The following is a 16121-nucleotide window of genomic DNA, read 5'->3' as shown; positions in this document are numbered from 1 at the left end:
TTTTATTTCGAATTTTAGACGTATTACCAAATTGATAGCGTTCGCAATCCAAAGTTTATGGTAAAATTATAGATTAAAGGATCATCAAGTGAGTCGGAGGGCTGTGCATATGAGAGTGATTTTGGTAGATGATGAAAATCTCGCTCTGAGCAGGTTAAATAAATTGTTAGTTGAGAGAGAGGATTGCGAGGTCATCGGTTCTTTTTTGAAGGCAGAAGAAGCGATAGAGCAAATTAAGCAACATTTGCCTGACCTCGTTTTCATGGATATTGAGATGCCGGGGATGAATGGAATTGAAGCAACTGAACGAATTCATGAGGTATCTCCAAGAACAGAAGTTATTTTCACAACAGCCTATAACGAACATGCACTAACAGCTTATGGTCTTGAAGTGCTGGACTATATTATGAAACCCGTAACAAGGAATCGTTTGGATAAAACGATGAAGATGTATCAGCGCAGGGCTGTACCGGCACCAATGGACGTGATCGAAGACACAGCGGAGCGAGGAATGTTAATTCGTTGCTTGGGAATGCTCCAGGTGCAGTTGCATCCGAATGAGGCGCCCAAACATCTGAAGTTTAGAACGACCAAAATCAGAGAACTCTTCGCGTATTTGCTCCATCATCGCAATAAACCGATCAAGCGTGACACCCTGCTTGAGCTGTTATGGCCGGAGCTCGATGAGAGGAGAGGTATAACGAACCTGCACAGTGGCATTCATCGCTTACGTGGTATGCTGAACGAATTCATGGGTGAGGACCGAATTTCGGTACGCTATCAACAATTTGGTTATATATTGGAAACTGGCGAACTCCGGATTGATGCGGAAGAGTGGGAGAGCCGTCTTAACCGATTGCCTTCATTATCGCCGTCTACACTTGCCGAGCATCGGTATGTTTCGGATCAATATGAAGGCAAGTATTTCGGTGAGGGTGATTACGCGTGGGCGGAACTGGAACGTCAGCGATTGCATGCGCTCTGGCAGAATCATGCGCTGAAGCTGGCGCAATACTACATTGAATCAGGACACCCCAATGAAGCCCTGATGTTGTATCACCAGATGCAACAATTTGATCCGATGATGGAGGAGGTCAGCCTTTCTTTAATGAAGTTGTATGATCGGTTAGGCAATAAAGAGCCGGTGGTTGCTCAGTATCATCAATTGGCAGCAGCATTACAACAAGAGGCAGGAGTAGACCCTGGCCCCGAAGTGGAATCATGGTATCGGGAATGGAAAACCAGGAATATATGAGCATCTGCTCACTGGGATATTTGGCGTATGGAAAAAATCAATGTGTTGTACCTTGTGACAGCCTCATGAATGAGGCTGTTTTTTTTATACCAACGACACTGCCAAGAGTACTTGTTACTCATTGTTACTCGTTGCAGGGGTACTACAGAAACCACTCCGTAGCCTGTTCATTAAAAAATCGGGTCACCTCGGGATACTCGTTCAGATCAATCTCTTGCTGGCGTATGATCTTATTGAGAAAAATGGTGTCTGTGAACATTTTGCTGATGATGAAACGGCATTCCATGGGGGTATCCTGGAAAGCATTTATGAGCACTCGAATTTCGTTGAAATCAAAGAACAGGATATATGAAGCGTAATTTTGAAGCAACACGGTAAAACAGTAATCACGATATGATCTGGAGTTCACCGAAGCACTTTCAGCGGCAACTCCCAGTGTATCCGTATTGGCAGTGGTATCGGAATCCGAATCAGCACTAGCGTTTGTCTCACACGTCACCTCCATCATGACATCAGCGAGCAAATCTCTAATGATCTGGCAAAACGCCGCAGGATCATCCTTGTATAGCTTGAGCATTCCATCGACATCGTTAATGAGTTGAATGGCGGGCTCCAAACTTTTAATAGAAGGTATGATTAACTTGGGGGAACGTCCCTCAATGACCTGTAACAGCTCCAGAGTTAACGCTTTGCAGGCTTGAATCTCGTCTGCTGAGATCACGATATGTTCCGCGTGCTCGTCGCGATGTGTGGTGTAGTGATTATAATAAGCAACGAAATAATCCTCGAGTGGAATGCCCGTATTGGTATGAATCAAACGTTGTTGGTCAAATGTACAGGCGTATAAAGTCTCATCATTCACCGGATGAGCGTAGAGATAGATAAAGAAGAAAAAGTCGCGCAGCGACTGCTTCTGTGAAGTCTTTAAACAAGTTATGTCATGCAAATGGGACAGCTGGAGGAAGCTATATTTTTTCATCACATCATTCATCTCGCTGTAGGTGTTGTGTGTATTGATGGATAGTGTGCTATTAATCGTGAATAGCAGGTAGTACAGAATCATCTCATCATATACATTAAGTTGCTCAAACGTTTCAGCTAATACGGGCTTCCAGTCTGGCTTTGATCCATAGTAGGGGTCTTTCGGACGTAATCGGACGATCCAGCTTGAGAAGGTTTCCTCGGGGTGATCATTAAAGAATAACGCTGCACTGTCATCCTCATATTGACCAAATGCCATTATCATATCTCCGTGTGTGGGTTCCGGGGGGAGATGGAATTTAAGACGAATATAATCATTATATAAAGTGTGGAGTCTCATTTTCGGATAACCTCGTTTCATAAATACGTTGATTCCTGTACTTCTGCCTCGCTCTTCATTGTACTCTCTGGTTTCTATTCTTTGCATCCTATTCGACACCCGTTCGAGCACTCCCTCTGTATAAATTCATGTCGTAATACTTTTGCCCTGCTCATAGATGCCAAAATCTGAGATGATGAGTTCACCAAAGGTTCGGGTGACGAACTTCGGAACCTCGAACTCTTGGCCTTCAGGCTATGGCGGTCCTTCCTTCTACATCATTGGAGATTATTAGGGTCGCCGCTCTCCTGAAGATTTCAAATCAGAGAGGAGGCGTCCAGGCTATCATATTCCTTCCTTCTCAAGCTAACCACCAAATGTTAATTAGGGATATGGCTTTCCTGGACTCTTTGATCATGAACAATAAAGATGTAAATTACAGCAATATAAAAATGAACAGTATCTATGTGCGCAGAGCCGGCAAATTAATGATCGAGCCTGACCAACAGAGGGTGCATCGATTGCCCAAAAATCTTCTGGCAACAGCGCTCAAAAATATAGAGTCACTTGGGTTTACCTTCTCCAATGAGCTGATGCAGGCATTGCGGACGCTGTCCGAAGAACAATTTGCAGCATTGATTGGGCAGCTGGTAGAAGACCTGAAAGTGATGGTCGGTGCCCATGTGAAATACAAACCGATGTATGCGGGATTCCCGGAGCAGGTGATGGAAGCAGACGAAGCGGAGCTGTACTTGAATGCTGTTTTTTATTACCTGACACATCATACGCTGGGTGATTTTGAGCTTTCGGCTATGGCTGCTGGCGCGCGGTCTCCTTTCCTGGAGCAAACGAAGCTGAGAATCATCGATCTGGGGAACAAGCAAGCGTTCCAGAAGCTGATCCGTCAGGTAATCGAAGCGAATGGCTCCATCTCGGATACGGACAAAAAAGATATCAAACAAGCGTTGAAACACGCTGATCCGAGCGAGGTCGAGACCATACTACCGGAGGAGATTCCGTTTAAGGAGAATGTAGGGTTCGTTGTTGCGGTGTTATTGAAAAATGAACTGGCAAGCATGGAACGTATCGGGAATTATTTTAAAACGGCAAGCGATGTACTCCGACTGGCAGTATCCTGGTCGGAGGGGGACGTCAGTCTGGCAACCGCCACGCCTTTCCGTAAATTCAAACGCCGTGAGCGCCGCTTGCTCCTCAGTTTACTGGAGCAATGCGGCTCCATCACGGAGGATATGCTGCGCTACAAGGATCGCTGGATTCGGCTGGGGGAGATTTTGCACCCATCCGAATACAAGCTACGGTATCCGCGGAGCCAGGAAGCCTTCGATATCCTGCGAAATAACAAGTCGTTTACAACCTTTAACGGTAGCGTAGAGCTCGCGTTCCAGTATCGGAATATCTGGAGCCTGATTGACCTGTTGTCCCAGCGTCCGGGTGAATTTGCGCGGAAGCTGGATCATATGCTGCGCATTACAGACAATGAAGAATATGTGCTGCTTGCTTTTGGAGAGGTCGCTGCACAGGTGTCTACGCCAGTGTTATTACAGGTGAGACAGCATTTCGCACAGCGGAATGAAGCGTCAAAAATGCGGGTCTTTTTCCCGAAAGGCAATGTGGCCAAGGCGGTTGGCATCCCAAATGAGCTGCCAGAGCTGAATGAAGCAGTCTGTCAGGAAGTGGTGCAATTATGCGAGCAGGCCCTGATCACACGATTCGCTGAATTCCCTTCCCTCGGGAAGACGTATGTGGATGAGCGGATGCGACATTATCTGGTTCCATTTTCACAACGATCCGCGAGCAAAGCCTTACGGACGATTGTGAGAGGAAGCCGTATCCCGATGGGAGAGGGCGACACAATTCGTTTCTTCAGTTGGTGGAAAGAGGGCGAGGTCGATGGTACGCCTACAGGGCGTGTGGATATTGACCTGTCTGCGATCATGTATGACAAGGACTGGAACTATGTTGAACATATCTCATATACGAATCTGAAGTCTGTGAAATATAAGGCTGTCCATAGCGGGGATATTGTGACTGCACCTTATGGGGCGAGTGAGTTTATTGACCTGCATATCCCTTCGATTGTGAATTATGGCGGAAGGTATGTGGTGACCACACTTCACTCCTTCACCAGCCATCCGTACTGCAACTTGCCGGAATGTTTTGCAGGCTGGATGATGCGTAAGAAACCCGGCTCGGGCGAAATCTATGAACCATCCACGGTGGAGAACAAGATTGATATTACGGCGGATACGCAGATCGCAATTCCCGTCATTCTGGATCTGGTTGATCGTACGATCATCTGGACGGATCTGGCGCTGACAAGGTACCCGGACTATTACAACAATGTGGAAGGCAATCGGGGAGGCATCGTGCTGATGGGGAAAGCAATGACCTCATTACGCAAACCTCACCTGTATGACTTGTTCATGCTGCACGCCAAGGCGAGAGGTGAACTGGTGGATACGAAGGAGCAGGCCGATACGATCTATGCGGTCGATGAAGGTGTGACACCGTATGATATCGAGCAGATTATGGCGGAATATCTGGCTTGATCCGTACAAGGACGGCATGATTTGGAGTGGATTGGGTAATGTGAGGTACTGTGTTGTGTTGGAAGTCCATGAGTATGTATGTGCGAGCACAATTAGCACAACTGGTGAAGAAGGAGCAGTCATAAGGCTGCTCTTTTTTAGGCTGGTTCAGAAGCTATGCAGGAACATATCAATGGGAGAGTCATGTTAACATGACTTCATTTGACGATGAGTTCCATTTTATAGTAACTTTGGCGTGACTATAAGGGGTGATCTAATCTACATGAATAATAACTCAAGTCAAAATACAAGCGTGGATTCCATTCTCGGCCAGTATGCATTTAACGAGCATTCATCGTCCACTGAATTGATCGAGTTCACATTAAAATCATTGCAGAGCTTGTTGCCACTCGCTGGCTTCAAGATTGTCAAATCCCGCAAAGCCCTGGAGATGAAAACGAGGAAATTGTTGATATCCATCTATTTGCAGGCCAATAGACATAATACAGCAGGAACGAGTATAGAAGTTATGCTGCACTGTAAAGTTACGCATATCAAGCATAAGTCCTACACAGGACTGCCGGAAAGTTACTATGAGCATTCGGAGATAAAGTGGTATGAATTATTGGGGAAAGAGGCATTCGAGGGCAGCCTCCTATCGATGATGGAGTACATTACACAACACGAGATTCTATTAATCGAGCAGCTTATATCTGATCCTCAAGGTGTGATAGAGGCAAATAGAATTTTCAGCCCTTATTTTTACTATCGCTATGGGACGATGCGCAATTTGAACAGGCGAGGCAGCGATACGTTGCGAGTCTAAGCGAAGCGCAGAAACAGCAGTATGACGAGGCCGTCATCAAGTTTCAAGAAGATGTAAACAGTCCGATTAAGCGTGGAGAAGATTGGGCATATTTGACGGTGGCCAAGAAGGAGGGGCGTGAAGTATGACTATTACCCCTGTCATTTTGGTGTTGTTTGCGTTGGTTAGCTATTTCTTTATTTACTTTATGTGTAAAGTGATTAATCCTCAGGCACCCAAAGGATATGTTATGTGGGCTGGAGTTTGTTTTGCAATTCTGACGGTGATGTTGTGTATTCTATTGCTTCTTCTCCCTCAGCTGGTCTAGAGATGCATAAGTTAGCTAAGATCCAGTCCCCGAAGCTTTGGACAGCGGCTAACGATCACAGATGACGCTATTTGCGTTTTTTCAGTGGAAAATCATCATCTTTAATGCATTTTGGCCGAAATAGCGTCGCTGGAGATCGTTAGATTTCTAAATGTGTGAAAATCAGCCTAATAAGGTCACTGGTGATCGTTAGAGTTGAGCGTGTTGCCTAGGTGTGTCTTAAACCTCACTGAAATGGATTTTTTCACCTTTCAATCCTGCTGCGTCACTTTCCCTTCACAAGCTGCCCCGGCACGCCTGCGAGAAACTTCCTCCTCATTCCCCTACTGCTTCCACGCATTCGCTTCTTTCACCACTTCTGCACCGCCTGCAGACATGAACTCCTGTACAAACTCATCGAATTCACGGAGTGATCGCTCACCTGTAATAAATGAGATATAGGCTTTGTTCTTCAATCGAATCAACGAATCGCTATATTTAGACAGTGCGGGTGTGGCGACCTCCAGCGCATTATAAATGCCGTTCTGATCGAGGTGTAGCGTTGAAGCCCATTGCTCCCGTTCTCCCGTCTCTTTCAGCGGAACCGTCATGCCGATATTGGCACCAATCGTATTCTGATACCCGAACATGGTGTCATATGGCGGCATAATGACGATGTTTTTCGGCTCGCCCGGTGTCCAGACCCAGTGTTTATTTTGCACGCCATAGGTCATGCTTGTTGCTTTATCTGGATCAGGGCTTGCACTAACCTCATCCAAAATACGCAGGATCATCTCCAGCTTGCCCGGCTCCTTGACCGCATCCGCTCCGATGGCAGTGAAGCTCATTAACATGTCATTTCCTTTGGAGCCACGTTGTCCGTGAGGTCCCATGAAGGGTTGGCCTAATGTGACCCCAGCTTCAGGGAACTTGGCCGTTAGTTCTTTTACATTAAAGGTTGCTTGGACTGGACTTTTCACCACTTTACCGTCACGTTCAGCATGCCAATCCTCATAATCGCCATCCTGAATCCAGTGGTAGTAGTTACCCATCGAGGTCATCCCGATTTTACCGTTAATAAACGCATGAGACAGATGTTTGTAACCGCCTTTATTCTCGCCAGTGACAAACTCGGGATCGATTACACCGTCCTTGTACCATTTCCGCAGATAGGTCAGTGCTTCCTTCATATCGGGCTGCAACGCACCAATAACTTTCTTCCCATCCTTCGTGCCGAAGTATAGTTGATCTGCAAAAACAATCTGACCGAAGGCTCCGAATACCACATTCATGCCTTCACTAGATAAACCATACGTGTCCTGGATGCCGTTGCCGTCGGGATCATCAAAGGTAAATGCATAGATAACCTTCTCGAATTCCGCCAGCGTCTGCGGAACGGACAAACCCAGCTTGTTCAGCCAATCCTGCCGATATACCACCGGTGTACGGTAGATGTTCGTTGGATTGATGACAGGAATGCCGTAATACTTCCCGTCTATAACTCCTGCATGTTCATAGGCCGGGGCTTGTTCATGGATAATACGCATGAGATTTGGGGCATATTGTTTCAACGTCTCTACCGGAATCTCGGCAAGCACCCCTTGCTGCTGATATTTCAACAAATCCTGCGGCTGACGAATACGGAAGAGGTCGGGAATGTTACCTTGAGCCAGCCTCATATCGAGAAGCGACTCATATTTGTTGTTTTCCATATTCCAGATGTCCAGATCTACATCAAATTGCTCTTCCACCTGTTTCAACATCTCGGCATCTTGCGGAACGGGCAGATTCTGATGCAACGTCCACGAGATGTGATATTTGGCTTTGCCCGAAGGAGAGGATGGCGTGCCGTTCAGTTCTGATTCGACTACAGCACTGGGTCCGGTCAGCAGATTACAGCCGCCAAGAATAACGCCCGCCAACGTCAGCAGTGCCGTAGTCAGAAACACTCGATAGCGATAAGGAACTTTCGCTCCTGCCTGCTGTTCCTTCACCTTCATCCGATCCATCCTCCTCATCCTTATGATCCGGCTTCGGATATTGCTGCCGAAGAGAGATTGCGTACATAATTGCCCGGTGTACAGCCGTACATTTCTTTGAAACGTTTAATGAAATAGGCGGTTGTGCCGTAACCAACCGAGCTTGCAACCCGGTCAATGGTCATGTTGTTGTTTTCAATCAACAGCTTGGCCTGCTCCATCCGCCTTGATGTTACATAGTCGGTGTAGGTGACACCCATTTCTTCCTTAAAAAGCTTGCTCAGATACTTGGGACTAAGGAATACCTTGCTTCCAACAGCCTCAAGTGAGAGGTCTTCCGAAAGGTTGGCTTCAATATATTGCTTCGCCAGCTCGATGGTGGAGACGGCTCGATCACTGTTACGATTCTCGGTTTCTTCTATAAATGTAGTGATCGATGCTGTCAGCCAGCTACGGTATGCCAATATATCATGCAGATTGGTATATTCGTGATACAGATCAGGGTGTCCGAACTGCAACGGGTGCTTATAACGCACGTTCTTGGCTGCATCCGAGTAGATAAACACCATATTTGACAGGATAAAATGGCAATAATCCGCAGGGAACTGTCCTTCCCGCATAAGTTCAACCACTTGTTCGATGGTGCCTACAGCCTCATCAAGTTGCCTGCTCTGAAGTTTGTCTCTGAACTTGGCAAGCAAAGTCTGCGGAATTTCATCCAGGCTGTGCTCACGCTGAAGCAGGGAGTGATCTTTCAGAATGTGCAGCTCTGGCAAAAGATAAGCATATTTCATCAAAGCTTGCGCTTCGTTGAAGCTCTGATGAATATCACGTAGATCCTTGACCCAACAGCCTGTAGACAGCTGAATGTCTGGTTGTAGCTGCTGACGTGTCTCTGCGAGCAGTAGCTCGGCGAACTTGTCCAATAATGCTTCTGAAGCCACATCGGTACAGAGAATGACGGCAAATCGATTATCTGGCAGTTCTTCTGCAATGAGACGGCTATCTTGCAAGGACAAACATTCCAGCCCATGCATCAGTTTGGCAATGGTCTCAGGCTGTTTCGATGAGCCACTTTCAGCAATCGCTGAACCGGTATTCATCAGCATGCAGCAGTATTCCTTGTATTGTCTTGCGATACCGAGAGCAGCACGTTCCTCTTTCCATGGCCTGTGTTCCGGATTACCTTGCAAAAGGTTAAGCACAGCTTTGTGCCTTACAGCCGCACTGTTCGCATGTACAGTCTCTTCGAGATGATTCACTTGTTCTTTGAGATGAAGAAAGGCATTATCGATCAGGCGAAATTCATTGGTAACCTGATGAGATGTAGTCCCAGAAAGATCCTTAATGCGGCCCACCAGTCGTTTGATCGGACTATAATTCGCGCGTACAAGCACAGCGGATAAAATCAGCCCGATCAACAGCGCAATGAGACAGATCCCGAGAATAAGTTTCTGGATCATGATGGACTGTTCATAGTAGTAGCTGGATGGCGTAGCACTGTAGATCATCCACTGAGTCGATGGTAACGTTTGATAGGAAACCACATATGGTGCATCGCCAATCTTCTCGTCGAAGCTACCTTTGGCGTGGCCTAGCTCAAGCGTCTTCTTCAGACTTGCGGTGTACATATCAGACTGTCCGGCACTTTGTTCTTGCAATCGACTCACTGCATTCCCGGCAGCGTTGACGATTACGGTATGTTGATACTGGGAAGGCATCATATTCTCAATGATTGCATTCACGGCCTCTTCTTTGACATCTATGGCGATAATGACATCACTGGTTTCTCCTGTTGAGCGAAAAGGATAGCTGTGCGCATACGTGAACAAACCATTGGTATTCTCGCTTGTCTGACTGGAGAAAATGTCCTTTGGAATATGACGTACTGGCGTCCACAGGCTGTTATGTTTACTGGTGCGCATCTCCTGAAGCCAGTCCGCATAATACACAGACCCTTCGCTCTGATCTGCTTTATAGCGCAGTCCATAGAGCGAGGAGAGCATAATATTACGTGCAGGATAATAGAGATGAATGCCTTGAACAATATCGGTATTGGCGGCAACCTTGGCTTTGAGCAGTTCTTGCAGGTCTACCACCTGATTTAATTCATTTCGATCCTCCTGATCGGTAAAGAGACGAATATTGGCTGATTTATTAAGAGAGAGGTCAACATACATCTGTTGCACCCGCTTGAGTACGGTTCCTTCAATAGTACGTGCTGTATTTTCAAGAATCAGCTGATTCTTATTTCTTAATTCTTCATTGTAACTGCGTGAGAAATAGATATAGAAAAATGAGCAGATCAGCAGCACAATAACGATGACGATTGAACCATAAGACAGGGCTAGTCCCGCCCATGCAGAGCTCCACTTTTTCATCAAACATTCCTCCCGGCCCAAATTATACACTACCCGAATTCAGTAAGGTTCACGATTTATATTAACTTGATGTAAAATGTTGAGGATTTATGATATTGCGTCGAAATTGATACAATGACGAAATTGTTTTATTGCTGGTTTTGCGGCCCCAATGCTACATTGAGACCGTACCGAGACCAACTATTAAACGATGGGAGTCGACATGATTTGAAAACAAAAGTTGCTACAAACAAAAACAAGAAAAGATTGTTCACTGCTGCTCTAGGTTTGGTCGTTCTGACAAGTTCTATTGCACCAGGCGCCGCACTCGCAGCACAGAATAATGATACCGTGGCTTTACCGAAGCAACCGGCATGGGGTTACTTCGTAGACACGTACAAAAATAACAAACCGGATAATATGACGGTATCCAGCAATCCGGCGATCGGCACGTTATCCAAGTTCCTCGACCTGTGGACACCAGGAAGTGCATGGGATAATGGTACGAAGCTAAATAGCGCCGTATTGGACTACAACATTGATTATGTGGCACAACGTGCTAAAACACGTTCCAAAGCGGACGAGGATGCTGCGTACTATACAGACCGTACGAATCAATCCTATGGCGCGGTTGAGGGTCTGGGAAAACTGGCCGGTGTATATCGGGAAAAGTCGGGCACGTTTACTTCCATTACAAGTATTCCGGCAGATGCGGCGACAACCAAGTATTCGGATAAAAACGATTCCAACAAAGCAGGGGATTCCAATTCCGAGTTGGGAAAAATGGTGGATCTGATCGGCAAAGTTCGCGGTGATTACGCTTCAACACAACAGGCGAAAATGTTCTACCAATATAAGCGCCCGTTCCGCTGGCAGGGTGAACAACTGATCGTACCTTCGCTGGTTGCTGTGCAGAGCAGCAAACCGGAGACGGATGGTGGTTTCCCGAGCGGTCACACGAATGCGTCCTACCTTGCAGCTATTGCTCTTGCTTACGCTGTGCCTGAACGTTACCAGGAGCTTATGACTCGTGCTTCTGAAATGGGTGATGACCGAATTGTAGCCGGTATGCACTCCCCTCTGGATGTGATGGGCGGCCGTGTGCTGGCAACGGCATTTGCAGCATCTGCACTGAATGATCCGGATAATAAAGAGTTGAAAGAGCAGGCATATGCTCAAGCACATGAAATTCTTTTGAAAGAGACGGGCATAAGTAAAGACCGCTTTACCAACTATGCTCGCAATAAATCCGAATTCACAGAGCGCATGACGTATGGATTCCCGCAAATCGGCTCCACAACGGAGGTAGTACAAGTGCCTAAAGGTGCGGAAGTACTCATTGAAACAAGACAGCCTTACCTGAACGATCAACAACGTCGCGCGGTACTGGCGACTACAGGTATTGCATCAGGCTATCCGGTACTGGATGATCCTGAAGGTTGGGGACGTCTTAACCTCTTCGCGGCAGCAGATGGATATGGCGCATTTAACACCGATGTAACCGTGGTTATGGATGCGGCGAAAGGTGGATTTAACGCAAAAGACGCATGGCGCAATGACATCTCTGGTACAGGCAAGCTAACCAAAGAAGGTAGTGGTGTTCTTCATCTGCAAGGCAACAACACCTATTCTGGAGGTACTGAGATTAAGGCAGGTACATTGGAAGGTAATTCAGCTAATGCGTTTGGTGCTGGCTCTGTCATGAATAATGGCGGTACGGTTGCAGAGAAAGTTGAGGGTAAATGGAACATTAAAGGTGACTTCACACAAGCCTCAAGCGGAACGCTGGAGCTGAATGTGAGTACTGCGAGTGATGTATTGGATGTCAAAGGTACAGTGAATGCGAACGGTAAGCTGCAAGTGAACTTTGACAATAATTATGTACCTGCACAAGGCAACTTCACTTTGATCAAATTTGATGCAAACAAACTGAATGGTAAATTTGCATCGGTAGAAGTGAAAGGTCTGCCAAGCAAATATACAACTGAGGTAGTGTATCAAAATGACCGTGTTGCTCTTGCTGTTAAGGATACTACAAATCCTGGTGGCGGAACCACTAATCCGTTCAAATCGGATGTTGTCAGCCAAGCTGACGTATTGAACAATGTTAATGCAGCGATTGAAGCAACGAAAAATGAACAACTGGCGATGAGTGATATCTCTACACATTGGGCTAACCAAAATATTAATGCTGCATTGAAACTACGTGTCATCAACGGATATGAGAACGGCACATTCAAGCCAAATGCCTCTGTAACGCGTGCTGAATTCACAGCTATGATTGCCCGTGCACTTGGCCTTGGTGAGAATAAAGCAGCCAACAGCTTCAAAGATACAAACACAAGCTGGGCAGCTGGATACATTGGTACATTGGCAGAAAAAGGTGTAATCGGCGGATATGCGGATGGCTCCTTCAAGCCAAACGCAACGATCACTCGTGCCGAGATGGTTACCATCATTGCTCGTGTACTGGATCTGAACACACTTGCAACAGGTACGAAAATCAGCTTTAGCGATGTGAAATCCGATAACTGGGCTGCTGAAGCGATTGAACTTGCTTCATCCGCGAAGCTGGTTAATGGATTGACAGCTTCCGAGTTCGCGCCAAACGGCAAATCAACTCGCGCTGAAGCGGTAACGATCATCATCCGTGCGCTGGAAAGCGACAGCACAATCAAATCATTGATTGCAGGTCTGTAATTCAAATCTCATCCCATCTCATCCTACTATGATCGATTAAGATTGCCGGGGCGGTTCGCATATGCGAGCCGTTTCGTTTTTTTTTGTTGTGAATGATGCTGTAGACATCTATGTCATCCGAGTTTGTAGTAAAATATGGATTATTACCTGTACGAATATAACTTACGTAAAGGGCGGGGATAACTTGAGTCGACTGACTAATAGTGGATTCTACAAAATCAAGTTTTGGATCACACCGGAAGAGTGGGGTGAGATCCTGAAGCTGTTTAAGGATCGAGAAGCTTCGTTTGTATCAACGAACTATGCCCGGACCTCATACGACAAACAACAGGTGCTTCAGGCGTATGAGCAATTTTATGATTACTATGTAGCTAATGAGAAGGTGGCGGACTACTTCCCGCACTTTGTATATTCCATCGTACTTACTATGGATCAGGGGATGTCTGGGTTTTTCGTCAGAAATGAAGGCATCAGTTTCCCGTATCATGAGCAATGGGCTGTGGATGAGCTGCCTAGCATTATGATTTCGCTTCCTAAAGATATCCGAATTCAAGCCGAAAGTGGAGAAGGAACAGATTATACGTATGAGGATATCAGGGAATATCGGCCTTCCATATATAAGTTGTACGAAGAACTGGTGAGTGAGATTAAAAACAGAACAAAACTGCTGCGGTTTTCGGTGCCTGAACCAGATGGGTCGCGCGTGCAAAAACCTTCTGTGCGTATTAGCGAGAAGGCTGCTGAGCAGATCAGGAGCGGCTGGATTTTTGATCGATACGAGCTTGTAATGGACACCAAATAAGAAAAAGAAGTATTCATAGGGACGGGAAGCTTATCATTGTATGGATATGTAATATAATGGTATTATGATAATGTAACTGTAAGAAAATCGTATCAAAAGGTGTTTTGGGAAAGGAGGTTAATACGCAACGAAGTATTGCAACTATGAGGTATACATCAAACGATGTGGCACATCACAATCCACCGTAGAGGTTGAGCATACATTAAAATGTAAGCGCTTCATAATGTGATGATAATCAGGAGGGATATTCACATGACTCAACGTTTGGTAAAAAAATGGACGAGTATGCTGCTGTTCATCGCCATGGTTGCTTCCGTTTTTGCTTTTCCTGCTTCAAAGAGCCATGCAGCCACCATTCAGGTGACAGACAATGGTTCCCGAATCGAGGTAAATACCGGTTCAGGACTTGTGTATGTGGTCAACAAAACGAATGGAGATATCATCTCGGCCAAGATGAACGGAACGGAGCTGAACAGTAATAGAGGATCACATATTGGTTCAGGTTTAGGATCATCCGCGAATGTGACGTGGAATAGATCACCTTCGGGTTCAACGGTATTAATCACCGTTTCTACCAGTACATTAACGCATTATTATGCTTCGCGCGGCGGCGAGAACATCATCTATATGGCCACCCATATTACGGCACAGCCGTCTATTGGTGAGCTTCGTTATATTTTCCGCGGCAATGGGAGTGTGCTGACCGGTGTGCCGGTGAACTCGAACAACAGGGGTAATACGGGGGCGATTGAAAGTCAGGATGTATTCGGATTCTCGAATGGGCAATCGGCCTCCAAATATTATGGTAATGATCAGGCGAAAGACCTGTCTGTTCGAGGGGTAACGGGCAACGGAGTTGGTGTATTTATGGCGTACGGCAACCGAGAGAAAAGCTCAGGCGGGCCTTTCTTCCGTGATATTCAGTTCCAGAGCGGCTCTGAGACGGAAGTCTATAATTATATGAACTCGGGGCATGCCCAGACGGAGAACTGGCGTCTTGGTCTGCATGGGCCGTATGCACTTATTTTTACAACTGGAGGAACACCTGCCGCACCTGATTTTAGCTGGATGTCAGGATTAAATCTGCAAGGATGGGTGAGCAGTCGAGGTAATGTGGTGTTGAATGGACTTTCTGGCATGGAGGCAGGTTACGCCTACACGATTGGATTTGCGAACAGCAACGCTCAGTATTGGACAAATGCATCATCTGGCGGGTCTGCTACCAGGTACGGCATGATTCCGGGAACATATACCATGACGGTGTATAAAGGTGAGCTTGCCGTATACACGGAAAATGTGAACGTGAATGCGGGACAAACGACAACGGTGAATACCCGCACCATCAACAATGATCCGAGCAAAGCCTCCAGCATCTGGCGGATTGGGAACTGGGACGGGACACCACGGGAATTCCTGAACGGACAGACGATTCCGATTCGTCATCCTTCGGACAGTCGCAACCCAAGCTGGGGGCCGGTAACGTATACTCCGGGCAGTGCAACGAATCGTTTTCCGGCTATTCAATTCCGGGGTCAGAACTCGCCTACAACGGTGAATTTTAACTTGAGTGCGGCACAAGCATCCTCCTCACATGTACTGAACATCGGTATCACAGCTGCTTACAATAATGGCCGACCAAGTGTAACTATTAATGGACGCACATTAAGTAATCCAGCTCCTTCCGCTCAGCCTAATTCACGCAGTTTCACCATCGGCACGTACCGGGGCAACAATACTACCTTTAGCTGGAATATTCCCGCATCTCATTTTGTTAACGGTGCTAATACAATCACCATTACACCAATCAGTGGCTCCAGCGACTTGGGCAACTGGTTAAGTGCAGGTTGGGTGTACGATTGTGTGGAATTGCTGAATTAATCAGGGGTTAACCAAGAACAAGAGTTAACGAAGGAAGCAATAGCTTGAGTGGCCTGACTGAATGGATAACATGAGGTCGGGCTACTTTTTTAGGCTTTTCAATGTTAAATGCCATTGCGATGTAGACCGTTTCCCTCTTCGCTGGAGAAGCGGTTCCGTATAGTGGTATAATTTTCAATACATAAT

10 protein-coding genes are annotated in these 16121 nt (G+C 46.4%); 7 read left to right on the top strand and 3 right to left on the bottom strand.

The genetic code is table 11. The features are described 5' to 3' along the window. Nucleotides 1-109 precede the first annotated feature (109 nt). The gene (locus tag H7T88_RS05720) at nucleotides 110-1255 is read left to right on the top strand and encodes a response regulator (protein WP_221787588.1); all 1146 of its coding nucleotides are present in this window, start codon (nucleotides 110-112) and stop codon (nucleotides 1253-1255) included. 142 nt (nucleotides 1256-1397) lie between these two features. Here H7T88_RS05720 and H7T88_RS05715 read toward each other — a convergent pair whose 3' ends face one another. Next, complete coding sequence (locus H7T88_RS05715; RefSeq protein WP_260510738.1) at nucleotides 1398-2495, bottom strand: hypothetical protein; 1098 nt, start codon at nucleotides 2493-2495, stop codon at nucleotides 1398-1400. Between the two features lie 476 nt (nucleotides 2496-2971). On the opposite strand from H7T88_RS05715, the gene H7T88_RS05710 reads away from it, so the two are divergent. The 3 genes from H7T88_RS05710 (at nucleotide 2972) to H7T88_RS05700 (ending at nucleotide 6237) form a co-directional block, all read left to right on the top strand. Then, nucleotides 2972-5125: a TerD family protein gene (locus H7T88_RS05710; protein ID WP_260510737.1), complete on the top strand. Its 2154-nt coding sequence runs from the start codon at nucleotides 2972-2974 to the stop codon at nucleotides 5123-5125. A gap of 262 nt (nucleotides 5126-5387) precedes the next feature. Continuing rightward, nucleotides 5388-5930 carry a hypothetical protein gene (locus H7T88_RS05705; RefSeq protein ID WP_221787587.1) on the top strand — a complete coding sequence of 181 codons (543 nt, stop codon included), beginning with the start codon at nucleotides 5388-5390 and terminating at the stop codon, nucleotides 5928-5930. A 124-nt stretch (nucleotides 5931-6054) separates the two neighbouring features. Next, nucleotides 6055-6237, top strand: coding sequence for a hypothetical protein (locus tag H7T88_RS05700; RefSeq protein ID WP_154889812.1), 183 nt, complete (start codon nucleotides 6055-6057; stop codon nucleotides 6235-6237). Between the two features lie 323 nt (nucleotides 6238-6560). Here the strand turns inward: H7T88_RS05700 and H7T88_RS05695 are convergent, their stop codons facing one another. Both H7T88_RS05695 and H7T88_RS05690 read right to left on the bottom strand, forming a co-directional pair. Further along, nucleotides 6561-8216 (bottom strand): extracellular solute-binding protein, encoded by a 1656-nt coding sequence (locus tag H7T88_RS05695; protein ID WP_221787586.1) that lies wholly within the window; start codon nucleotides 8214-8216, stop codon nucleotides 6561-6563. 20 nt (nucleotides 8217-8236) lie between these two features. Continuing rightward, nucleotides 8237-10576: an AraC family transcriptional regulator gene (locus tag H7T88_RS05690; RefSeq protein WP_221787584.1), complete on the bottom strand. Its 2340-nt coding sequence runs from the start codon at nucleotides 10574-10576 to the stop codon at nucleotides 8237-8239. A gap of 207 nt (nucleotides 10577-10783) precedes the next feature. On the opposite strand from H7T88_RS05690, the gene H7T88_RS05685 reads away from it, so the two are divergent. The 3 genes from H7T88_RS05685 to H7T88_RS05675 all read left to right on the top strand — a co-directional run bounded on the left by H7T88_RS05685 (nucleotide 10784) and on the right by H7T88_RS05675 (nucleotide 15935). Further along, complete coding sequence (locus H7T88_RS05685; protein WP_260510736.1) at nucleotides 10784-13255, top strand: S-layer homology domain-containing protein; 2472 nt, start codon at nucleotides 10784-10786, stop codon at nucleotides 13253-13255. Nucleotides 13256-13439: 184 nt separating this feature from the next. Further along, a complete protein-coding gene (locus H7T88_RS05680; protein WP_221787581.1) occupies nucleotides 13440-14057 on the top strand; it encodes a hypothetical protein in 618 nt (205 codons plus the stop codon). A gap of 252 nt (nucleotides 14058-14309) precedes the next feature. Beyond that, nucleotides 14310-15935: a rhamnogalacturonan lyase B N-terminal domain-containing protein gene (locus tag H7T88_RS05675; RefSeq protein WP_221787571.1), complete on the top strand. Its 1626-nt coding sequence runs from the start codon at nucleotides 14310-14312 to the stop codon at nucleotides 15933-15935. Nucleotides 15936-16121 lie beyond the last annotated feature (186 nt).

The sequence above is a fragment of the Paenibacillus cucumis (ex Kampfer et al. 2016) genome, from assembly GCF_019748695.1.
Classification (GTDB): domain Bacteria; phylum Bacillota; class Bacilli; order Paenibacillales; family Paenibacillaceae; genus Paenibacillus; species Paenibacillus polysaccharolyticus.
The sequence above is the reverse complement of the archived record's forward strand: the minus strand, read 5'-3'. Positions and strand labels throughout refer to the sequence as shown.

Coding starts and splice junctions, on each gene's coding strand:
- H7T88_RS05720 (WP_221787588.1), top strand. CDS start 110: ATGAGAGTGATTTTGGTAGATGATGAAAATCTCGCTCTGAGCAGGTTA.
- H7T88_RS05715 (WP_260510738.1), bottom strand. CDS start 2,495: ATGGCATTTGGTCAATATGAGGATGACAGTGCAGCGTTATTCTTTAAT.
- H7T88_RS05710 (WP_260510737.1), top strand. CDS start 2,972: ATGAACAATAAAGATGTAAATTACAGCAATATAAAAATGAACAGTATC.
- H7T88_RS05705 (WP_221787587.1), top strand. CDS start 5,388: ATGAATAATAACTCAAGTCAAAATACAAGCGTGGATTCCATTCTCGGC.
- H7T88_RS05700 (WP_154889812.1), top strand. CDS start 6,055: ATGACTATTACCCCTGTCATTTTGGTGTTGTTTGCGTTGGTTAGCTAT.
- H7T88_RS05695 (WP_221787586.1), bottom strand. CDS start 8,216: ATGAAGGTGAAGGAACAGCAGGCAGGAGCGAAAGTTCCTTATCGCTAT.
- H7T88_RS05690 (WP_221787584.1), bottom strand. CDS start 10,576: ATGAAAAAGTGGAGCTCTGCATGGGCGGGACTAGCCCTGTCTTATGGT.
- H7T88_RS05675 (WP_221787571.1), top strand. CDS start 14,310: ATGACTCAACGTTTGGTAAAAAAATGGACGAGTATGCTGCTGTTCATC.